A 20,432-nucleotide genomic window follows, 5' to 3' on the forward strand; every position below is an offset into this window, starting at 1 on the left:
ACGCTTGCCGCCTTCCGCTATTGACTGGCCCATTACTTCACCGCTTTTCCCTTCAATAACTTTCTCACCCATAACCGATTCGGATTTAACGCCGCCAGCGTACCGGCATCCAGTGGAATCGGCTCGTTACTCATCTGCGCCGCCAGAATTTCTGCGCATAATGGCGCTGAGCACAAACCGCGCGATCCCAGCGCGCCGAGCATAAATAAACCCGGATACACAGGCGCAGGCGCCGCCGACGTTTTATTATCGGCTAAATCGGCGTAATGCGTCAGCGTGGCATGGTAATCCGGGACATTGCCCATCATCGGCAGATGGTCGCGGGTGGCGCAACGCACGCCGCAACGGGCGCTGTTGCCGCTAACGTCAACCTCTGTGGCCCAGTTCGCATCCGGAAAACAGTCAAGCAGACGCTGTCGGTTCTGACGCTGATCTTCTTCGCGCCAGACGGTGCTTTCGTCACCCCGGTGATAGCTGGCGCCAATACAGTGCTGCTGATTATGCGGATTTTGCGGCGTCAGATAGCCGTCGTAGCATAACACCTGACGCAACGCCGAGAGGGCGGGGGTGGTGGGAATATGACTGACCTGCCCCCCGACGGCATACACCGGTAGCGGCCGGGTCTGATCAAAACGGTTAATCTGATGGCCGTTCGCCAGAACGACGGTCTCATGGCTGGCGGTTTCACCTGACGTAAAGCGCAGTTGCCAGCGCGACTCCTGCGCAACGAGCGACGTGAGCGTATGGCGAAAGCGCGTTTGTAAACCCTGTTCGGTCGCCAGTGCGATGACTGCGCGAGTTAATTGTTCCGGGCACAGCCAGCCGCCTGCCGGATAGGTAATTCCTCCGCAGCGTGTCGTCACGCCAACCGCCTGTTCCGCCTCTTCGGCATTGAGCGCCGAGGCCAGTCCGGCGGGCAGCGCCAGGGACAGCATCTGGGCAATTTTCTGCTGGCTTTTCTCATCCCATCCGAGCTGCGTCACGCCGCACCAGTCATGATCAAAAGAGACGGGCAGGGCATCATACAGGCGACGGGCAAAGGTGAATGCGGTCGGGAAAAAGCGATTAATGGCGGCGTCATGTTTGCTAAGGAGCGGATAAAGCGCGCCCTGTCGATTACCGGAAGCGCCCTGGGCGGGCTGATCATCTGCGCAATAGAGCGTCACCTGCCAGCCGCGACGCAGTAACGCCAGTGATAACAGCGCGCTGGCGATGCCGCCGCCAATGATCGCCGTTTCACGTTTTTCGCTTCCGCTGCGGTAAAACCAGGGCGCGGAAAGGGTCGGCATGAGGTGTTGTTCCATCACTCCACAAAGCATCTCGCGTTTACGTCCGAAGCCTTTGCGTTTTTGCATGGTAAAACCGGCTTCCTGTAATCCCCGACGGACGAAACCCGCCGAGGTAAACGTCGCCAGCGTTGCGCCGGGCCGCGCCAGCCGCGCCATCGCGTTAAACAGGTTTGGCGTCCACATATCCGGATTTTTCGCCGGGGCAAAACCGTCGAGGAACCAGGCGTCGACTGTTTGATTCAGCGTGGCGTCCAGTTGGTCGGTCAATTCATTAATATCGCCAAACCACAAATCCAGCGTCACCCGGCCCCGATCCAGCAATAGGCGGTGGCACCCCGGGAGCGGGAGCGGCCATTGCGCCTGCAGCTGCTCTGCCCAGGGCGCGAGCTCCGGCCAGTGTTGGTGCGCCAGCGCCAGATCGTCGCGCGTTAACGGGAATTTCTCAAAACTGATGAAATGTAACCTTTGTAGCGTCGCCTGTGGGTGCGCAGAACGAAAGCTGTCAAACGCCTGCCACAGCGTCAGGAAGTTAAGTCCGGTGCCAAAACCGCTTTCCGCGACTATAAATAATGGATGTGAATGTACGGGAAATCGCTCCGCAAGACGATTGCCGCCAAGAAAAACGTAGCGTGTCTCTTCGAGTCCATTGTCATTAGAAAAATAGACATCATCAAAATCTCGGGAAACAGGTGTACCCTCAGCGTTAAATTCGAGTGTGGCGGGTTGTATGGCGTATTGTTTCACGTAAGTTACTCGTCTGACGGGCGGTATCGCGATCTTAACGATGTGTGCCTGATGGCGCAAATTTCCGTACTAAATGGCTGATCGGACTTGTTCGGCGTACAAGTGTACGCTATTGTGCCAATCGAAACTTAAAAATAGTGCGAATTACAGAGGTATTGAATGAAACGTGCAGTGATTACTGGCCTGGGCATCGTTTCCAGCATCGGTAATAACCAGCAGGAAGTCCTGGCATCTCTGCGTGAAGGACGTTCAGGGATCACTTTCTCTCAGGAGCTGAAGGACGCCGGCATGCGTAGCCAGGTATGGGGCAACGTAAAACTGGATACCACTGGCCTCATTGACCGCAAAGTCGTGCGCTTTATGAGCGACGCCTCCATCTATGCTTATCTGTCTATGGAGCAGGCAGTGGCCGACGCCGGTCTGGCGCCGGAAGTCTATCAGAATAACCCGCGTGTCGGCCTGATTGCAGGTTCCGGCGGCGGCTCCCCGAAATTCCAGGTCTTTGGCGCAGACGCCATGCGTAGCCCGCGTGGTCTGAAAGCCGTGGGCCCGTATGTGGTGACGAAAGCAATGGCATCCGGCGTTTCCGCCTGCCTCGCTACGCCGTTTAAAATTTATGGCGTGAACTACTCCATTAGCTCCGCTTGCGCGACCTCCGCACACTGTATCGGCAATGCGGTTGAACAGATCCAACTGGGCAAACAGGACATCGTTTTTGCTGGCGGCGGCGAAGAGCTGTGCTGGGAAATGGCCTGTGAGTTCGATGCGATGGGCGCACTGTCCACCAAATATAACGATACGCCTGAAAAAGCGTCCCGTACCTATGATGCGCACCGTGATGGGTTTGTCATTGCGGGCGGTGGCGGTATGGTTGTTGTCGAAGAGCTGGAACACGCTCTGGCGCGCGGCGCGCATATCTATGCGGAAATCGTCGGTTACGGCGCAACATCCGATGGCGCAGACATGGTTGCTCCGTCTGGTGAAGGCGCAGTACGTTGCATGCAGATGGCGATGCACGGCGTAGACACGCCGATCGACTACCTGAACTCTCACGGTACCTCTACTCCGGTAGGCGACGTGAAAGAACTCGGTGCAATCCGTGAAGTGTTTGGCGATAACAGCCCGGCAATTTCTGCAACCAAAGCGATGACCGGCCACTCGCTGGGTGCCGCAGGCGTGCAGGAAGCTATCTACTCTCTGCTGATGCTGGAGCACGGTTTTATCGCGCCGAGTATCAACATAGAAGAGCTGGATGAGCAGGCTGCGGGTCTGGACATCGTGACCGAAACGACCGAGCGTGAACTGACTACCGTAATGTCTAACAGCTTCGGTTTTGGCGGCACCAACGCCACGCTGGTGATGCGTAAGTTGTAAGCCTGACTATTACGTTGTAGTATCAATAATGAAACAGGTCGCTAATGCGACCTGTTTTTTCATTCAGGGAACAACAAAATATATGGATATTCTATAAATGCCAACTAATACATTAGATAAAATTAGGCATAGTTTGAGTTGTGTGGCTGTTTTATTTGGTTTGCTTGGCATTTTTGTTTTTGCCTCATTTTCGCCTTCCTATGCCTGGCTTTATTTGGGAGGTCTGGCTGCGCCTTTTATATATAGTATTGTTTTTGTCTATGCGATTGCCGCCTGGAGTATTTATTCAAAGTATTATCCGTTTTTATCATTGGGCCGCTTATCATTTGTGGAATGTTTTTTTCCGGCGCTGGCCCTGGTGTGCCTTACCGTTCTCTACAATGCTTTTAGTGGCCCGGAACCCTGGATGGCCGAGTTATCAAGGCAATTTTTTCTTCATAAATTTCTTAACACGCTGGCGATGTGCTTTCTGGCTCCTGTGGCGGAGGAAATTATATTCAGAGGGTTTTTATTAAACAGCAGTATCGGTTGGGGTCGGTACTCAAGAGTTTCCGGTATTATTATTACCTCACTCGCTTTTGCAATTATGCATACACAATATCTCTTTGCGGTGACTTTTGTTTATCTGTTTGTGTTTTCATCGATATTATGCGTTGTTCGAATGAGAAGTCGAGGGTTAATGATACCGATAATACTTCATATTTTAAATAATGCCTGGGTTATTTTCGGCTTACTGTTTTCAGCGACGGAATAAGCGCCTGATGCAAGAGGCGCTTTAACCTCTCCGGTACGAACAAGAGACCGATGGCGGTTCCCTTTTTTAATGCTTCTTATATTCCGGCGCGACTTTCGCTGACCAGGCCTCAGCCTGGGTGATGGCGCCTGCGTCATAAATCGGCTGTTCATAACCCCTGTCAGCATCCCGAACGCGGTAAATTTTCCAGCGTCCCTCTTCCCAACGGGTATAAACTTCCAGGTGGATGGGTGTTGACTCTGTAGCCAACAGAACATCCACTTTTTCTCCGCCGAGGAAAGGGTGTGCCTTCCCAACCCGTAACTGTGGAATCCACTCTGGCGCATAGTCCTGCGAATACATAAAATAATCTGCCCCCACAATCTCCTGTTCATAAAGGGACTGTATTAGCGCCAGGCGATGAATAACCTCTTTAGCAACGTAACGTTGCATTAAGGCGGTGGTGTCGTCAGGGGTATTCACATCGTTCGTGAACGTCGTCATCCATGAGGTATAGAACTGCTTCACGGCCTGCGTACTGTCGTGATGAGGCGCAGAGCAACTACAAAGCAACAGGATAAGCGCGACAAGGGAGAACGTTTTCATTAATTCTTCCTGTAGATGGTATATGAGGGCCTGGCTGCCCGGTAGCCCGGGCCGGCCCACATATCGCGTTGTTTAAAATCTGAATACCACTCTGCACCATCGTATATCGCCATGTGACCGCTCGGGTTTCCGCCAGCGTAAGGTTGAATAATAATGACGTCACCCTCGCGCGGCATTTCATAGGTACCAATAGCGGTGAATCCGGCGCTTCTTAACATTGGGCCATAATCTTTCGCATGATATGTATGCCCCAGCGTGATACCGCCCGCCTGAATTGCCTTTCGGGTAAATTCCGCACACCGGCCTGACGAGAAAGATCTCTGAGCGTAATACCTCTTTTTTCAAGTGCACTTTTAATATCTGCACGATGCCAGTCCTGGCTTTTTGGTTCCATTCTGTAATCCTAAGAAGATGTGTTATCGGCACCGATATTTTTAAGGTAAAAATTAGCGCGAGAAAAAGAAAGTTACTTTCTTTTTCACTCTGAGAATAGTGCCAGAAAGAAAGCAAAATTTCGCGAAAAAGAAGAAATATTTTTATTTCATCAGGGGAAAGGAAAGAAACCGATGGCAAAGGAATGGTTCACGGTTAAGGAATGTCTTGGCTTACCGGGGTTTCCGGGAAGCGAGCCTGCGGTTCGCGAACGTTTGTATAAGTACAGCGAAGGGAAAGAGGGTGTCAGGCGTAAGCGTGTTAAATCAAAGGCCGAGGAGTTTCATATATCTGTTTTCCCTCTTTATGTTCATCGTTATCTTGACGACAGCGGAGAGGAACCGACGCCAGAACCCATTTCCTTACAGGAAGCGGAGCCTGAAGATATCCAGGAGATGATGTTCAGGTTACTGACGCCAGAACAGCGCAAGCAGGTGACCGGACGGTTTAAGGTGAGAGGAATGAAAGCGGTCTTTCCCTTTCTGTTTGATGACACGCCGCCACGTTGATACCCTGGCTGCAATTTCAAGGTTGACAAGTTTCGCGTCTCACAGGCAGACTTCACTCTCTACATTATCCTTCCGATAATGCGTAAGCGTTTAACGTTATCCAACGCACCTTAATCCTGACGTTCAGGTAGAGGGGGGCGTGGCCTTTCCCCGCCTTACTCTGCATTCTGGAGTAATGCATGACAGCAGTTAGCCAAAAAACAACGACCCCGTCTGCGAATTTTTCGCTGTTCCGCATCGCCTTTGCGGTTTTCCTGACCTATATGACGGTCGGGCTGCCGTTACCCGTCATCCCGCTTTTTGTCCATCACGAACTGGGCTATAGCAATACGATGGTTGGGATCGCCGTGGGCATTCAGTTTTTTGCGACGGTACTGACGCGCGGCTATGCCGGACGGCTGGCGGATCAATATGGCGCTAAACGATCGGCGTTACAGGGGATGTTTGCCTGCGGGCTGGCGGGCGCCGCCTGGCTCCTGGCCGCGCTGTTGCCGGTTTCCGCGCCGGTAAAATTCGCGCTGCTTATTGTCGGGCGTTTGATCCTCGGATTTGGCGAAAGTCAGCTGCTGACCGGAACCCTGACCTGGGGACTGGGGCTGGTTGGCCCAACGCGTTCCGGTAAGGTGATGTCGTGGAACGGAATGGCGATTTACGGCGCGCTGGCGGCCGGTGCGCCGTTGGGCTTGCTGATCCATAGCCACTTTGGCTTCGCGGCGCTGGCGGGGACGACGATGGTTTTACCGCTGCTGGCCTGGGCATTCAACGGCACCGTGCGTAAAGTGCCTGCGTATACGGGGGAGCGACCTTCACTGTGGAGCGTGGTCGGGCTTATCTGGAAACCGGGCCTGGGCCTGGCATTGCAGGGCGTGGGCTTTGCCGTCATCGGTACGTTTATTTCACTTTATTTTGTCAGCAATGGCTGGACGATGGCGGGATTCACCCTGACCGCGTTTGGCGGTGCGTTTGTACTGATGCGCATGTTGTTCGGTTGGATGCCGGACCGCTTTGGTGGCGTGAAGGTCGCCGTTGTCTCATTGCTGGTTGAGACGGCAGGGCTGCTGCTCTTGTGGCTGGCGCCGACGGCCTGGATAGCGCTGGTAGGCGCGGCGCTCACCGGGGCTGGGTGTTCACTGATTTTCCCGGCGCTGGGCGTGGAGGTTGTGAAACGCGTACCTGCACAGGTACGCGGTACGGCGCTGGGCGGCTACGCCGCGTTTCAGGATATCTCCTACGGCGTTACCGGCCCGCTGGCGGGCATGCTGGCCACGTCATGCGGCTATCCTTCCGTATTTCTCGCGGGAGCGATCTCCGCAGTGGTTGGCATCCTGGTGACGATATTATCGTTCCGGCGTGGTTAAGAAACCAGCCAGAAAAGCGCCAGTACAATTATTAGCGCGATAAACAACAGGCCTGGTCGCGCAGACAGATTTTTCACGGTTTCAATCATCGGCGCGAACGGACGGTAGATGGGTTGAATAGAGAGCGGTTCCAGCTCATCCGCCTCTCGCTCTACGCGACGCAGGAAAATATGGTTAAGTAAATCCTGTACCTGTGCGGTGGTCAGCACCGTTTGCGGCTGAATTTGATAAGTGTGTTGGGCATACTCTTTGATCGCTGTGAGCTCGTCTGGCTCCAGCGGTTGTTTTAACGCAGCCTGCAGCGTATGTAGCGTAGGCGCGTGTTGTAGTGACAGCGTCTGCCGCGCCTGTAGCCATGTCGCCAGATGGGTAAACTGCTTTGCCGGAATGAGCTCGCCGCTTTTCACGCCGGAGAGTTCCAGCATTGATTGCCAGATCAGTTTGTTTGACTCGCCGGTCGCGGCCGCCAGCTTCGTCACCAACTGATTCAACGTATTATGTTCAGCAGGCAATAATGGCCGATCCGTTGCCGGACGTTGCTGCGGCTGCGGAATGGAAAGCTGCCCCTGTTGCAGAAGCGTCAGCACGTTTTTAAGTTGATCGGGCGTAAGCTGGCTAAGCGCGGTTTGACCGTATTGCTGACGGATAAAATCGCTGACGGCCTGACGATTATTCCCGACGCCAAGCAGCTCTGTTAGCTGTGAAAGCACCTGACGATTGGCGTGATTTTGCTGCGCTACGCCCAGACGCTGGGTAAGATTCTGTTCAGCGGCGGGGAAGTGGCGCGACAGTAGCGGCGCGTCATTTTTTATCCCCAGATCGTGTTTCATTCCGGCCCATACTTCCGCGCTTTGCTGCTGGGTCAGTGAAATCAGGCGCGTGATCAGCCTTTCCAGTACCGTACGCTGTTGCATGGAAAGCGGCTGCTCGCTCGCAGCGGAAAGAGGATTACGCCCTTCGCCTGGAGGCTGTGCAGGGGCGCCGGAGATGGGATGCATAATTAATTATCCTTTAACCATAAATCTGAGCAATATATGCCTGGCGGCCAGATTATGGCACACTTGTCCGGTTAACTCTCGTTCTCAAACAGGTACGACAGTCGTGAAAATTCTCGTTGATGAAAATATGCCTTACGCCCGCGAATTATTTAGCCGCCTGGGTGAGGTAAAGGCAGTGCCGGGTCGCCCGATCCCCGTTGAAGAATTGAACCATGCCGATGCGTTAATGGTGCGTTCGGTCACGAAAGTGAATGAATCGCTGCTGAGCGGCACGCCGATTAACTTCGTTGGTACTGCTACGGCAGGCACCGATCATGTGGATGAGGCATGGCTGAAGCAGGCGGGCATCGGTTTTTCAGCCGCGCCCGGCTGTAATGCTATCGCCGTGGTGGAGTATGTGTTTTCCGCGCTGTTGATGCTGGCCGAACGTGACGGCTTTTCGTTACGCGATCGCACTATAGGGATTGTCGGCGTGGGTAACGTCGGAAGCCGGCTACAGACCAGGCTTGAAGCGTTGGGTATCCGCACGTTGCTGTGCGATCCGCCACGCGCCGCACGCGGGGACGAGGGTGATTTTCGTACGCTGGATGAGCTGGTGCAGGAAGCGGATGTCCTGACTTTCCATACGCCGCTCTATAAAGACGGACCGTACAAAACGCTGCATCTGGCCGATGAGACGCTGATCCGTCGACTGAAACCCGGCGCCATTCTCATTAACGCCTGCCGCGGTCCGGTGGTGGATAACGCCGCGTTGCTGGCGCGACTTAATGCCGGGCAGCCGCTGAGCGTGGTGCTTGATGTGTGGGAGGGCGAACCGGATCTTAACGTCGCGCTACTGGAAGCCGTGGATATCGGCACGTCGCATATTGCCGGTTATACGCTGGAAGGCAAAGCGCGCGGCACCACTCAGGTCTTTGAGGCGTATAGCGCGTTTATTGGCCGCGAGCAGCATGTCGCGCTGGAGACATTACTGCCTGCGCCTGAGTTTGGTCGTATTACGCTTCATGGCCCGCTGGATCAACCGACGCTGAAAAGACTGGCGCATTTGGTGTATGATGTGCGCCGCGACGATGCGCCGCTGCGTAAAGTCGCTGGAATTCCGGGTGAATTTGATAAATTGCGTAAAAATTATCTTGAGCGCCGTGAATGGTCGTCTTTATACGTGATGTGTGACGACGAAACGGCAGCCGCCTTGCTGTGTAAGCTAGGTTTTAACGCTGTTCATCACCCGGCACATTAATGTCTTCTTAATGCTCCCTGTCGAATAATGCGACAGGGACGCTTATGTATTTCTGGAGTAAATCACCATGTCTGAAGGCTGGAACATTGCCATTCTGGGCGCAACGGGCGCCGTAGGCGAAGCCCTGCTTGAAACACTGGCTGAACGCCAGTTCCCGGTCGGTGAAATTTATGCGTTGGCGCGTCATGAAAGCGCGGGCGAGCACCTCCGTTTTGGTGGCAAGTCGGTCATTGTCCAGGATGCGGCGGACTTTGACTGGACGCAGGCGCAGTTGGCGTTTTTCGTTGCCGGCGCAGAGGCATCGGCTGCCTGGATAGACGACGCGACTAATGCAGGTTGCCTGGTGATAGATTCCAGCGGTCTGTGCGCGCTGGAGCCTGATGTGCCGCTGGTCGTGCCGGAAGTTAACCCGTATGTACTGGCGGATTACCGTAACCGTAACGTGATTGCGGTCGCCGATAGTCTGACCAGTCAACTGCTGGCGGCGCTCAAGCCGTTAATCGATCAGGGGGGACTGTCGCGCATCGCCGTCACCAGTATGTTATCAGCGTCCGCACAGGGGAAAAAAGCGGTCGATGCGCTGGCCGGACAGAGTGCGAAGCTGCTTAACGGCATACCGATTGATGAAGATGATTTCTTTGGCCGCCAGTTGGCGTTCAATATGCTGCCGCTGCTGCCGGATCGTGAAGGCAGCGTGCGCCAGGAACGTCGTATCGTCGATGAAGTGCGTAAAATTTTGCAGGACGATGGCGTGATGATCTCCGCCAGTGTCGTGCAGTCGCCGGTGTTCTATGGCCATGCGCAGATGGTGAGCTTTGAAGCGCTCCGTCCGCTGGCGGCGGAAGAGGCGCGCGAGGCGTTTTCCCGCGGTGAAGATATCGTACTGTCAGAAGAGACGGATTACCCGACGCAGGTGGGCGACGCTTCCGGCAATCCACAGCTTTCTATTGGCTGTGTGCATAATGATTACGGTATGCCGGAACAAATTCAGTTCTGGTCAGTGGCGGACAACGTGCGTTTCGGCGGCGCGCTGATGGCCGTTAAAATTGCGGAGAAGCTGGTGCAGGAGTATCTGTACTGATGTCCGGACAGCAATCATCGCCGGTCTATAAAATTGCGCTGGGTATTGAGTACGACGGCAGCAAGTATTATGGCTGGCAGCGTCAGAATGAAGTGCGCAGCGTGCAGGAAAAGCTGGAAAAAGCGCTCTCGCAGGTGGCAAATGAACCTATTAACGTGTTCTGCGCCGGGCGTACCGATGCCGGCGTTCACGGCACCGGGCAGGTTGTCCATTTCGAAACGACCGCATTGCGCAAAGATGCGGCATGGACGCTGGGGGTAAATGCGAATTTGCCTGGTGACATTGCCGTGCGCTGGGTGAAAACTGTACCGGATGATTTTCACGCGCGATTTAGCGCTACGGCTCGCCGTTATCGCTATATCATCTACAATCATCGACTGCGTCCTGCGGTGTTAGCAAAAGGCGTGACGCATTACTATGAGCCGCTGGATGCAGAGCGGATGCATCGCGCGGCGCAGTGTCTGCTTGGCGAAAATGATTTTACCTCGTTTCGCGCAGTGCAGTGCCAGTCGCGCACGCCGTGGCGTAATGTGATGCACATCAACGTTACCCGCCACGGCCCTTATGTGGTGGTCGATATCAAAGCGAATGCCTTTGTTCATCATATGGTCAGGAATATTGTCGGCAGCCTGCTGGAAGTAGGCGCTCACAACCAGCCGGAGAGCTGGATCGCAGAGCTGTTAGCGGCCAGGGACAGAACGCTGGCGGCGGCAACGGCGAAGGCGGAGGGGCTATATTTGGTTGCGGTGGATTACCCTGACCGGTTTGACCTTCCAAAACCGCCAATGGGCCCGCTATTTCTGGCGGACTAATCCGAATCGTACACCCGAAACGTGTCGGGTAGAAAGGCAAAGACAAATATGGACCTGATCTACTTTATTATTGATTTTATTCTGCACATCGATGTGCATCTGGCGGAGCTGGTCGCGGAGTACGGCGTCTGGGTGTACGCTATTTTGTTTTTGATTCTGTTTTGTGAAACCGGCCTGGTCGTCACGCCGTTCCTGCCGGGCGACTCGCTGCTGTTTGTCGCCGGGGCGCTGGCTTCGCTGGAAACCAACGATCTCAATGTGCATGTCATGGTGGCGTTAATGCTGATCGCCGCAATTGTCGGCGATGCGGTAAATTACACGATTGGTCGACTGTTCGGCGAAAAACTGTTCAGTAATCCGAATTCGAAAATTTTCCGCCGCAGTTATCTGGATAAAACCCACCAGTTTTATGAAAAACACGGCGGTAAAACTATCATTCTCGCTCGCTTCGTGCCGATCGTCAGAACCTTTGCGCCGTTTGTGGCAGGGATGGGGCACATGTCCTATCGGCATTTTGCCGCCTATAACGTCATCGGCGCGCTGCTGTGGGTACTGCTCTTTACCTACGCCGGTTATTTCTTCGGTACGATACCGTTGATTCAGGATAACCTTAAGCTGCTGATTGTGGGGATTATCGTGGTTTCGATATTACCTGGCGTCATTGAGATTGTCCGGCATAAGCGCGCTGCGTCGCGTGCCGCAAAATAGAAAGTAACTCAGCGGTTCGACCACTTTTTTATCCAAAGTTTCGGGCTGTTATGTTTTAATGTGCAACATTCATGGTCTGTTGGGGGCAAAAATGGCATTATGCGCCCCTTATAATAAAGCTGACTAAGGTTCAGGCAGAAAGGTCACCAATGAGCTGGATTGAACGAATTAAAAGCAACATTACTCCCACCCGCAAGGCTAGCATTCCTGAAGGGGTGTGGACCAAGTGTGATAGCTGCGGTCAGGTTTTATACCGCGCTGAGCTGGAACGTAATCTTGAGGTCTGTCCTAAGTGTGACCATCATATGCGCATGTCGGCGCGCAATCGCCTGCATAGCCTGTTAGATGAAGGTTCCCTTGTGGAGTTGGGTAGCGAGCTGGAGCCAAAAGACGTGCTCAAGTTCCGCGACTCCAAAAAATATAAAGACAGACTGGCGTCCGCGCAGAAAGAAACCGGCGAGAAAGACGCGCTGGTGGTCATGAAAGGGACGCTTCACGGTATGCCGGTTGTCGCCGCCGCGTTTGAATTCGCGTTCATGGGCGGCTCAATGGGGTCTGTCGTTGGCGCACGCTTCGTTCGCGCCGTTGAACAGGCGCTGGAAGATAACTGTCCGTTAGTGTGTTTCTCTGCTTCCGGCGGCGCGCGTATGCAAGAAGCGCTGATGTCGCTGATGCAGATGGCGAAAACCTCGGCGGCGCTGGCTAAAATGCAGGAACGTGGTCTGCCCTACATCTCGGTATTGACCGATCCGACAATGGGCGGCGTTTCCGCCAGTTTTGCGATGCTGGGCGATCTCAACATCGCCGAGCCAAAAGCCCTGATTGGCTTCGCCGGCCCGCGCGTTATCGAACAAACCGTTCGTGAGAAGCTCCCGCCAGGATTCCAGCGCAGTGAGTTCCTGATCGAAAAAGGCGCTATTGATATGATCGTCCGCCGCCCGGAAATGCGCCTGAAGCTGGCGAGCATTCTGGCGAAGCTGATGAATCTGCCCGCGCCGAACCCGGACGCCCCGCGTGAAGGCGTGGTGGTGCCTCCGGCGCCGGATCAGGAGTCTGAGGCCTGATAACTGAAAAGGGCAGGGCCGCAGGCTCTGCCCTTTTGCTTTTCACCGTAAAGAAGCAGCGGAATCAATGAAAAACAAATCTATACCTCAAGCTGCGTCGCCCCTGGCCTCGTGGCTTTCTTATCTGGAAAACCTGCACAGCAAGAGTATCGATTTAGGCCTTGAGCGCGTAAGCCAGGTGGCAGCGCGTCTGGACATCCTCAAGCCTGCGCCGTTCGTTTTTACCGTTGCGGGAACCAACGGCAAAGGTACGACCTGTCGCACGCTGGAGTCGGTGTTAATCGCGGCGGGATACCGTGTGGGCGTCTATAGTTCGCCTCATCTGGTACGTTACACCGAGCGCGTGCGCGTGCAGGGGAAAGAATTAGCGGAATCCGCGCATACCGCGTCCTTTGCGGAAATAGAAGCGGCGCGCGGCGATATTTCATTGACCTATTTTGAATATGGCACGTTGTCGGCATTGTGGCTGTTTAAACAGGCTAACCTTGACGTGGTGATTCTGGAGGTCGGGTTGGGCGGGCGCCTGGATGCCACGAACATTGTGGATGCCGATGTAGCGGTAATTACCAGCATCGCGCTTGACCATACTGACTGGCTGGGGCCGGATCGCGAAAGTATCGGCCGCGAGAAAGCCGGGATTTTTCGTGCGGAAAAACCCGCTATCGTCGGCGAACCGGAAATGCCGGCAACCATCGCGGATGTCGCGCAGGAGACCGGCGCGCTGTTGCGGCGTCGCGGCGTTGACTGGCGTTATGAGGTGACAGCGACCCACTGGGCGTTTACCGATGGTGACGGCACGCTTGCCGGACTGCCGTTGCCGCAGGTTCCTCAGCCGAATGCCGCCACCGCTCTGGCCGCGCTGCGCGCCAGCAGGTTGAACATTGACGAGCAGGCGATTCGCGACGGTATTGCGCAGGCTACCTTGCCGGGACGTTTTCAAATCGTGAGTGAGTCGCCGCGCGTTATCTTTGATGTCGCCCATAATCCCCACGCGGCGGAATACCTGACGGGTCGTCTGAAAATGTTGCCGAAACGCGGGCGCGTGCTTGCGGTGATTGGTATGCTGCATGATAAAGATATCGCCGGCACGTTAGCCTGGTTGAAAAGCGTGGTTGACGACTGGTATTGTGCTCCGTTAGAGGGGCCGCGCGGCGCGACGGCGGAACAACTTCTGGAACATCTGGGGAAAGGGAATGTCTATGATAGCGTCGCGCAGGCATGGCAGGCCGCTATCGACGCGGCGCAGCCAGAAGATACCGTGCTGGTGTGCGGATCGTTCCACACCGTCGCACATGTTATGGAAGTGATAGACGCGGGGAGAATCGGTGGCGAGTAAGTTTCAGAATCGTTTAGTCGGCACGATTGTGTTAGTCGCGCTGGGGGTTATTGTGCTTCCCGGTCTGCTGGACGGACAGAAAAAGCATTATCAGGATGAATTTGCTGCGATTCCACTGGTACCGAAGCCTGGCGACCGTGATGAGCCGGATATGATGCCTGCCGCAACGCAGGCGCTGCCGACACAGCCGCCGGAAGGGGCGGCTGAAGAGGTGCGGGCGGGAGATGCGGCAGCGCCATCGCTGGACCCGTCGCGCATGGCGTCTAACAATGTTGAGCTTGATCCGATACCGGCGGAGACGCCTAAACCGAAGCCGGTTGAAAAGCCGAAGCCGCAGCCTAAACCGCAACAGCCGGTTGTCGCCGCTTCCACGCCGACGCCCGCGCCGCAACCAGTCGCCGACGATAAACCTGCGCCGACCGGCAAAGCCTATGTCGTACAGTTGGGCGCGCTGAAAAATGCGGATAAAGTCAACGAGATAGTCGGCAAGCTTCGTTCCGCCGGGTTCCGGGTTTATACTTCCCCCTCAACGCCGGTACAGGGTAAAATAACCCGTATTCTCGTCGGGCCGGATGCGTCGAAAGATAAGATGAAAGGATCGCTTGGCGAGCTCAAGCAGATTTCCGGGTTAAGCGGCGTGGTGATGGGATATAGCCCGAACTAAGGCGCGTTTTGCCTGAGCGCGCAGCGTTAAGGCCTACGGTGTTCACCTGGTAATAGCCGAAGTTCTGTAGGCTGGATAAGGGGTTTACGCCGTCATCCGGCAGAAGGAATAAACCTGGTATCCTGCGCTTATCAGGCCGATGGCAGCTCTTCTGGTCGTGCCCGAAGAGATAAAAAGTGTGATGGCGTTGAATATTTTTTCAGCGCCATTTTTATTTACGCGTGGGAAGGAAATCCCTACGCAAACGTTTTCTTTTTCTGTTAGAATGCGCCCCGAACAGGACGACAGGGCGTAAAATCGTGGGACATCTATGGTCTGGATTGATTACGCCATTATCGCGGTGATTGCTTTTTCCTGTCTGGTTAGCCTGATCCGCGGCTTTGTTCGTGAAGCGTTATCGCTGGTGACGTGGGGCTGTGCTTTCTTTGTCGCCAGTCACTACTACACTTACCTGTCTGTCTGGTTTACGGGCTTTGAAGACGAACTGGTTCGTAATGGGATTGCTATCGCGGTACTGTTTATCGCGACGCTTATCGTCGGCGCTATCGTGAATTTTGTGATAGGTCAGCTAGTAGAAAAGACCGGCCTGTCGGGAACTGACCGGGTGTTGGGGATCTGTTTCGGCGCACTGCGAGGCGCGCTGATTGTCGCCGCCATTCTGTTCTTCCTTGATACCTTTACCGGCTTGTCGAAAAGCGAAGACTGGAGCAAATCGCAGCTCATCCCGCAGTTCAGCTTCATCATCAGATGGTTCTTTGACTATCTGCAAAGCTCGTCGAGTTTCTTGCCCAGGACGTAACAGGTTCTGAGATGTGGCTTAACGAGGAAAATGACGTATGTGCGGTATTGTCGGTATCGCCGGTGTTATGCCGGTCAACCAGTCGATTTATGACGCGTTAACAGTGCTCCAGCATCGTGGTCAGGATGCTGCCGGTATCATCACCATTGATGCGAATAACTGCTTCCGCTTGCGTAAGGCAAACGGGCTGGTGAACGATATTTTTGAAGCTCGCCACATGCAGCGTTTGCAGGGCAACATGGGGATTGGCCATGTACGCTACCCTACCGCAGGCAGCTCCAGCGCTTCGGAAGCGCAACCTTTTTACGTTAACTCGCCGTATGGCATCACGTTGGCCCATAATGGCAACCTGACTAACGCGCATGAGCTACGTAAAAAGCTGTTTGAAGAAAAGCGCCGTCATATCAACACCACCTCCGATTCCGAAATCCTGCTCAATATTTTCGCCAGCGAGCTCGACAACTTCCGTCACTATCCGCTGGAAGCCGACAATATTTTTGCCGCGATTGCCGCGACTAACCGTCAAATCCGCGGCGCCTATGCCTGCGTGGCGATGATTATCGGCCACGGCATGGTGGCTTTTCGCGATCCGCACGGCATTCGCCCGTTAGTGCTGGGCAAGCGTGACGTTGGCGATGGTCGTACGGAGTATATGGTCGCTTCTGAAAGCGTGGCGCTGGATACGCTGGGCTTTGAGTTTCTGCGCGATGTCGCGCCGGGCGAAGCTATCTATATTACCGAAAAGGGGCAACTGTTCACGCGCCAGTGCGCGGATAATCCGGTCAGTAATCCCTGTCTGTTCGAGTACGTTTACTTTGCTCGCCCGGACTCCTTTATCGACAAAATCTCCGTCTACAGCGCTCGTGTGAATATGGGCACCAAACTTGGCGAAAAAATCGCTCGTGAATGGGAAGATCTGGACATCGACGTCGTGATCCCTATCCCGGAAACCTCCTGCGATATCGCACTGGAAATTGCCCGTATTCTCGGCAAGCCGTACCGCCAGGGATTTGTCAAAAATCGTTACGTGGGACGTACCTTTATCATGCCGGGCCAACAGCTACGCCGTAAATCCGTGCGCCGTAAGCTCAATGCTAATCGCGCGGAATTCCGCGATAAGAACGTCCTGCTGGTGGATGATTCCATCGTGCGTGGCACCACATCAGAGCAGATCATCGAGATGGCCCGGGAAGCCGGCGCGAAGAAGGTTTATCTGGCGTCCGCCGCGCCGGAAATTCGTTTCCCCAACGTCTATGGCATTGATATGCCGACCGCCAATGAGCTGATCGCGCATGGTCGCGAGGTGGATGAGATTCGTCAGATCATCGGCGCAGACGGGCTTATCTTCCAGGATCTGAACGATCTGATCGAAGCCGTACGCGCGGAAAACCCGGATATCCAGCAGTTTGAATGTTCGGTATTTAACGGGGTATATGTCACCAAAGACGTAGACCAGCAATACCTCGACTTCCTGGATTCATTACGTAATGACGACGCCAAAGCGGTGCTGTTCCAGAACGAAATGGAAAACCTGGAAATGCATAACGAAGGCTAATGGCTTTGCCAGCGGCGCGATGCCGCTGGCCGATGTCAATTACGCACCACGCCGAAGCGAATAGCGTATTTTTGTACTTTGTACTGTAACGTGGTGCGCGATACGTTAAGGCTGCGGGCCGCGGCGGCAATATTCCCCTGATGCGTATCCAGCGCGGTTTCTATTAAATGCCTTTCGTAGTTGGCAACCCGTGCCTCCAGCGACCCTTCATACTGCGGATCGGGTGACGAGGGAAGGGGATTTTCCGGCGCGGTTTCCGGTACGCCTAAATTTAACTCGTCCTGTTCAAAAATGATGTGTTTCAGCAGCCCGTCTTTTTCCTGCATGATCATGCTGCGTACAATCGCGTTTTCCAGCATCCTGACATTACCCGGCCAGGCGTGATTGAGCAGATCAGCACGCGCCGTCTCGCTTAGTCCGTGAATGTCCTGCGGCACATCATTACGGTATTTATCAATAAAATAATTCGCCAGTAAGGGAATATCTTCCGGGCGGGCGCGCAGCGGCGGTAACGTCAACATTCCGACGCTCAACCGATAAAAAAGATCCGCCCGCAGGCGTTCTTGTTGAATTAATTTGACGGGCGCTTCGTTCATGGCGGCAACGATCCTGACATCAGAGTGGAGTTGCTGTTGTCCGCCGAGCCGCCAGAAGGTTTTATCCTGCAAGAATCGCAGCAGCTTACTTTGCATTTCTATCGGCATGGCGTTCAGCTCATCAAGAAAGAGCGTTCCCCCGTTTGCCAACTCCAGATAGCCCTGGCTATTTTCCGCGCCGGTATAGGCGCCGCGCACGGTGCCGAAAAGCGTACTTTCGATAAGCGTAGGCGGTAGAGCGCCGCAGTTCAGGGCGATGAAGGGTTTATTCGCCCGCTTGCTGCATTGATGTATCAGGCGGGAAAATAGCTCCTTACCCGTACCCGTCTCCCCGACAATCGTCACCGGAATATTACTGGCGGCCAGCCGTTTGGCTTTGGCGATATTACTGAGCATTTCCGGGTTTTCGGTAATAATGGCATGGTGCTTCTCATGGCGATCGGCATACAGCAGTTGGTTCAGTTCTACCACCTGCTCCTGGAGCCGCCTGACGCCGGACATATTCCTGCCGATTTCGATAACGCCGACCATGCCGCCATCGCTTGCATAGAGCGGCGCGGTGGTGTGCTGATAGTCAACGGCCTGGCCTCGCGCATTGTAATAAATTTGATAATGGCCAATGTATTCCACGCCTTTTTTTAACGATGAAAGCATCGTACTTTGCGTCTCTTTCATGCCCGGATAGACATCCAGCATATGTTTTCCCATTGCCCGTTCAATACTGTAGCCGTCCAGATCCGCGCTTTCCTGATTGTAGTAAACGTATTCACCACGCTCATTAATGACGGCCAACGGCTGATGAATCAAATCGAAAAAGCGGGAAAACATCCTGAGCGCCGAGGCCAGTTCCTGATTGGTGGATGCCATACACGCATTCCTCATATCTATTGTTCATGTTGTCATTATAAAAGTGACGAATTTTCGTCGTTGTGATGAATAGCAAACTCAATGACGAAAATGAGAAACAGCTTATTTTTATAAGCAATTGATTATTTTGATAAAAAATAGTGGCATGCCTTTTGCTTTATCCCTGTAAAGAATGCGGATTTTTACCATAAACATTAAGCAGAGGGCGTTATGACTGACTCGATTATGCAGAATTACAACCAGCTACGTGAGCAGGTAATCAACGGCGATCGCCGTTTCCAGCACAAAGACGGTCATTTGTGTTTTGAAGGGGTCGATCTGGACGCTCTGGCGCGCCAGTACCCCACGCCGTTCTATGTGTTTTCTGAGCCGGAGATTATTCGTAACATTCATGAAATCCAGCAGGCATTTGCGGCGCATAAAAATACCAAAACCTTCTTTGCGTCAAAAACCTGCTCGGTCATGGGGGTGCTGAAAGCCATTCGTGACGCCGGAATTTGCGCGGAGGCAAACTCACAATATGAGGTTCGCAAGTGTCTGGAGATAGGCTTTCGCGGCGATCAGATCGTCTTCAACGGCGTGGTGAAAAAGCCTGCCGATCTGGAATATGCCATCGCTAACGATCTGTATCTTATTAATGTTGATAGCCTGTATGAGCTGGAACATATTGATGCCATCTCTCGCAGGCTGAAGAAAGTCGCCAATGTTTGCGTCCGCGTAGAGCCGAATGTTCCCTCGGCGACGCATGCGGAACTGGTTACCGCTTTCCATGCGAAGTCGGGTCTCGACCTGGAACAGGCGGAAGAAACCTGCCGCCGCATTCTGGCGATGCCTTATGTGCATTTGCGCGGCTTGCATATGCATGTGGGCGATCAGGTGCCGGAGTCAGAGCCTTTCGCAAAAGCGACTAAAGTGCTGGTGGATGAATCCCGTCGCCTGGAAGAGGTGCTCGGTATTAAATTTGATTTGATCAACGTGGGCGGCGGAATTCCGGTTCCCTATAAATATGACGACGAGAATGGCGACCCGTTAAAAGATAATATGTATGCCGGTATTACCGCCCAGGATTTTGCCGATGCGGTCATTCGCGAAGTGCATAAATGGCGTACCGATGTGGAAATATGTATTGAACCGGGACGTAAAGTGACCGGGTCGGCGGCGGTTTTACTGACGGAAGTCTCCTGCGAAAAACGTAAAACAAATTACGATCTTAACGGCAATGTGGAATGCCACGTTGAATGGAAATTTGTCGACGCTGGTTACAGCGTACTCTCTGACAGCCAGCATTTTGACTGGTTCTTTTATGTCTATAACGCCTCTCGCATGACGGCAGCGCATGACGCCTGGATAAAATTAGCCGGGCCGCTGTGTGATGGCGGAGATTATTTCCACATGGGAGTGAAAGGCGAAGAGTTTTTACTGCCGAAGGAGACTCATGTTGGCGATATTGTCGCGTTTCTTGATGCCGGGGCATACACCATTGAAAGTCAAACCGTTTATAACAACCGTCCGCGCACGGGCGTGGTGATGATCGATAAAAATGGTGAAACGCGTCTGATTCGTCGGGAAGACAGTTACGAAGACATGGTCAAGTACGACATTTATTAATACTGTTTTGGGCTTCACTTTCATGCTGAAGCCCGTCGTCAGATGATAAGAAGAGGGCA

18 protein-coding genes and 2 pseudogenes are annotated in these 20,432 nt (G+C 53.9%); 14 read left to right on the top strand and 6 right to left on the bottom strand.

The features are described 5' to 3' along the window. Positions 1-32: 32 nt before the first annotated feature. Positions 33-2,033: a bifunctional tRNA (5-methylaminomethyl-2-thiouridine)(34)-methyltransferase MnmD/FAD-dependent 5-carboxymethylaminomethyl-2-thiouridine(34) oxidoreductase MnmC gene (gene mnmC / locus NA330_RS17895; RefSeq protein WP_023241507.1), complete on the bottom strand. Its 2,001-nt coding sequence runs from the start codon at positions 2,031-2,033 to the stop codon at positions 33-35. Positions 2,034-2,192: 159 nt separating this feature from the next. On the opposite strand from mnmC, the gene fabB reads away from it, so the two are divergent. Then, a complete protein-coding gene (gene fabB, locus NA330_RS17900) occupies positions 2,193-3,407 on the top strand; it encodes a beta-ketoacyl-ACP synthase I (protein WP_000817159.1) in 1,215 nt (404 codons plus the stop codon). 97 nt (positions 3,408-3,504) lie between these two features. Then, positions 3,505-4,161 carry a CPBP family intramembrane glutamic endopeptidase gene (locus tag NA330_RS17905; RefSeq protein ID WP_001142914.1) on the top strand — a complete coding sequence of 219 codons (657 nt, stop codon included), beginning with the start codon at positions 3,505-3,507 and terminating at the stop codon, positions 4,159-4,161. 66 nt (positions 4,162-4,227) lie between these two features. Here the strand turns inward: NA330_RS17905 and NA330_RS17910 are convergent, their stop codons facing one another. The 3 genes and pseudogenes from NA330_RS17910 to NA330_RS17920 all read right to left on the bottom strand — a co-directional run. Further along, positions 4,228-4,746 carry a YbjP/YqhG family protein gene (locus NA330_RS17910; RefSeq protein ID WP_023241506.1) on the bottom strand — a complete coding sequence of 173 codons (519 nt, stop codon included), beginning with the start codon at positions 4,744-4,746 and terminating at the stop codon, positions 4,228-4,230. Then, positions 4,746-5,063, bottom strand: a pseudogene (locus NA330_RS17915) (hypothetical protein); the annotation flags it as partial. The pseudogene NA330_RS17915 and the gene NA330_RS17910, both read right to left, overlap by 1 nt. Beyond that, a pseudogene (locus NA330_RS17920) lies at positions 5,009-5,140 on the bottom strand (helix-turn-helix domain-containing protein); the annotation flags it as partial. The pseudogenes NA330_RS17915 and NA330_RS17920, both read right to left, overlap by 55 nt. 172 nt (positions 5,141-5,312) lie before the next feature. On the opposite strand from NA330_RS17920, the gene NA330_RS17925 reads away from it, so the two are divergent. Continuing rightward, positions 5,313-5,687, top strand: a complete 375-nt coding sequence (locus NA330_RS17925; RefSeq protein ID WP_023138696.1) for a hypothetical protein — start codon at positions 5,313-5,315, stop codon at positions 5,685-5,687. A gap of 179 nt (positions 5,688-5,866) precedes the next feature. Beyond that, entirely contained in the window at positions 5,867-7,045 is a 1,179-nt protein-coding gene (locus NA330_RS17930; protein WP_000127731.1) for an MFS transporter, read from the top strand. On the opposite strand, the gene flk is transcribed toward NA330_RS17930, so the two are convergent. Next, positions 7,042-8,043 carry a flagella biosynthesis regulator Flk gene (gene flk / locus NA330_RS17935; RefSeq protein WP_000553395.1) on the bottom strand — a complete coding sequence of 334 codons (1,002 nt, stop codon included), beginning with the start codon at positions 8,041-8,043 and terminating at the stop codon, positions 7,042-7,044. The genes NA330_RS17930 and flk overlap by 4 nt on opposite strands. Before the next feature lie 103 nt (positions 8,044-8,146). Here flk and pdxB point away from each other — a divergent pair, with 103 nt between their 5' ends. From pdxB to purF, 9 genes are all read left to right on the top strand, one after another. Next, positions 8,147-9,283 carry a 4-phosphoerythronate dehydrogenase PdxB gene (pdxB, locus tag NA330_RS17940; protein WP_000699176.1) on the top strand — a complete coding sequence of 379 codons (1,137 nt, stop codon included), beginning with the start codon at positions 8,147-8,149 and terminating at the stop codon, positions 9,281-9,283. A gap of 67 nt (positions 9,284-9,350) precedes the next feature. Then, positions 9,351-10,364 (top strand): aspartate-semialdehyde dehydrogenase, encoded by a 1,014-nt coding sequence (locus tag NA330_RS17945; protein ID WP_023241505.1) that lies wholly within the window; start codon positions 9,351-9,353, stop codon positions 10,362-10,364. Beyond that, positions 10,364-11,176, top strand: coding sequence for a tRNA pseudouridine(38-40) synthase TruA (gene truA, locus NA330_RS17950; protein ID WP_000016631.1), 813 nt, complete (start codon positions 10,364-10,366; stop codon positions 11,174-11,176). The genes NA330_RS17945 and truA overlap by 1 nt, the downstream gene beginning before the upstream one ends. Positions 11,177-11,224: 48 nt before the next feature. Further along, positions 11,225-11,884 carry a DedA family protein gene (locus NA330_RS17955; RefSeq protein WP_000364318.1) on the top strand — a complete coding sequence of 220 codons (660 nt, stop codon included), beginning with the start codon at positions 11,225-11,227 and terminating at the stop codon, positions 11,882-11,884. Positions 11,885-12,033: 149 nt separating this feature from the next. After that, a complete protein-coding gene (gene accD, locus NA330_RS17960) occupies positions 12,034-12,948 on the top strand; it encodes an acetyl-CoA carboxylase, carboxyltransferase subunit beta (protein ID WP_000118383.1) in 915 nt (304 codons plus the stop codon). 67 nt (positions 12,949-13,015) lie between these two features. Beyond that, the gene (gene folC / locus NA330_RS17965) at positions 13,016-14,284 is read left to right on the top strand and encodes a bifunctional tetrahydrofolate synthase/dihydrofolate synthase (protein WP_000792275.1); all 1,269 of its coding nucleotides are present in this window, start codon (positions 13,016-13,018) and stop codon (positions 14,282-14,284) included. Then, positions 14,274-14,948, top strand: a complete 675-nt coding sequence (dedD, locus tag NA330_RS17970) for a cell division protein DedD (protein WP_000157031.1) — start codon at positions 14,274-14,276, stop codon at positions 14,946-14,948. The genes folC and dedD overlap by 11 nt, the downstream gene beginning before the upstream one ends. 310 nt (positions 14,949-15,258) lie before the next feature. Further along, positions 15,259-15,747 carry a colicin V production protein gene (gene cvpA / locus NA330_RS17975; RefSeq protein WP_000262102.1) on the top strand — a complete coding sequence of 163 codons (489 nt, stop codon included), beginning with the start codon at positions 15,259-15,261 and terminating at the stop codon, positions 15,745-15,747. Positions 15,748-15,784: 37 nt separating this feature from the next. Continuing rightward, on the top strand, positions 15,785-17,302 hold the full coding sequence (gene purF, locus NA330_RS17980) for an amidophosphoribosyltransferase (RefSeq protein WP_000334205.1): 1,518 nt from the start codon (positions 15,785-15,787) through the stop codon (positions 17,300-17,302). A 35-nt stretch (positions 17,303-17,337) separates the two neighbouring features. Here the strand turns inward: purF and NA330_RS17985 are convergent, their stop codons facing one another. Beyond that, positions 17,338-18,765 carry a sigma-54 interaction domain-containing protein gene (locus NA330_RS17985; protein WP_000168928.1) on the bottom strand — a complete coding sequence of 476 codons (1,428 nt, stop codon included), beginning with the start codon at positions 18,763-18,765 and terminating at the stop codon, positions 17,338-17,340. 210 nt (positions 18,766-18,975) lie between these two features. On the opposite strand from NA330_RS17985, the gene NA330_RS17990 reads away from it, so the two are divergent. Next, positions 18,976-20,373, top strand: a complete 1,398-nt coding sequence (locus tag NA330_RS17990; RefSeq protein ID WP_000132314.1) for a diaminopimelate decarboxylase family protein — start codon at positions 18,976-18,978, stop codon at positions 20,371-20,373. The last annotated feature ends 59 nt before the right edge of the window (positions 20,374-20,432 follow it).

This window comes from Salmonella sp. NW722 (assembly GCF_051702785.1).
In the GTDB taxonomy this organism is placed as follows: Bacteria; Pseudomonadota; Gammaproteobacteria; order Enterobacterales; family Enterobacteriaceae; genus Salmonella; species Salmonella enterica.

Coding starts and splice junctions, on each gene's coding strand:
- fabB (WP_000817159.1), top strand. CDS start 2,193: ATGAAACGTGCAGTGATTACTGGCCTGGGCATCGTTTCCAGCATCGGT.
- NA330_RS17905 (WP_001142914.1), top strand. CDS start 3,505: ATGCCAACTAATACATTAGATAAAATTAGGCATAGTTTGAGTTGTGTG.
- NA330_RS17910 (WP_023241506.1), bottom strand. CDS start 4,746: ATGAAAACGTTCTCCCTTGTCGCGCTTATCCTGTTGCTTTGTAGTTGC.
- NA330_RS17925 (WP_023138696.1), top strand. CDS start 5,313: ATGGCAAAGGAATGGTTCACGGTTAAGGAATGTCTTGGCTTACCGGGG.
- NA330_RS17930 (WP_000127731.1), top strand. CDS start 5,867: ATGACAGCAGTTAGCCAAAAAACAACGACCCCGTCTGCGAATTTTTCG.
- flk (WP_000553395.1), bottom strand. CDS start 8,043: ATGCATCCCATCTCCGGCGCCCCTGCACAGCCTCCAGGCGAAGGGCGT.
- NA330_RS17945 (WP_023241505.1), top strand. CDS start 9,351: ATGTCTGAAGGCTGGAACATTGCCATTCTGGGCGCAACGGGCGCCGTA.
- truA (WP_000016631.1), top strand. CDS start 10,364: ATGTCCGGACAGCAATCATCGCCGGTCTATAAAATTGCGCTGGGTATT.
- NA330_RS17955 (WP_000364318.1), top strand. CDS start 11,225: ATGGACCTGATCTACTTTATTATTGATTTTATTCTGCACATCGATGTG.
- accD (WP_000118383.1), top strand. CDS start 12,034: ATGAGCTGGATTGAACGAATTAAAAGCAACATTACTCCCACCCGCAAG.
- folC (WP_000792275.1), top strand. CDS start 13,016: ATGAAAAACAAATCTATACCTCAAGCTGCGTCGCCCCTGGCCTCGTGG.
- cvpA (WP_000262102.1), top strand. CDS start 15,259: ATGGTCTGGATTGATTACGCCATTATCGCGGTGATTGCTTTTTCCTGT.
- purF (WP_000334205.1), top strand. CDS start 15,785: ATGTGCGGTATTGTCGGTATCGCCGGTGTTATGCCGGTCAACCAGTCG.
- NA330_RS17985 (WP_000168928.1), bottom strand. CDS start 18,765: ATGGCATCCACCAATCAGGAACTGGCCTCGGCGCTCAGGATGTTTTCC.
- NA330_RS17990 (WP_000132314.1), top strand. CDS start 18,976: ATGACTGACTCGATTATGCAGAATTACAACCAGCTACGTGAGCAGGTA.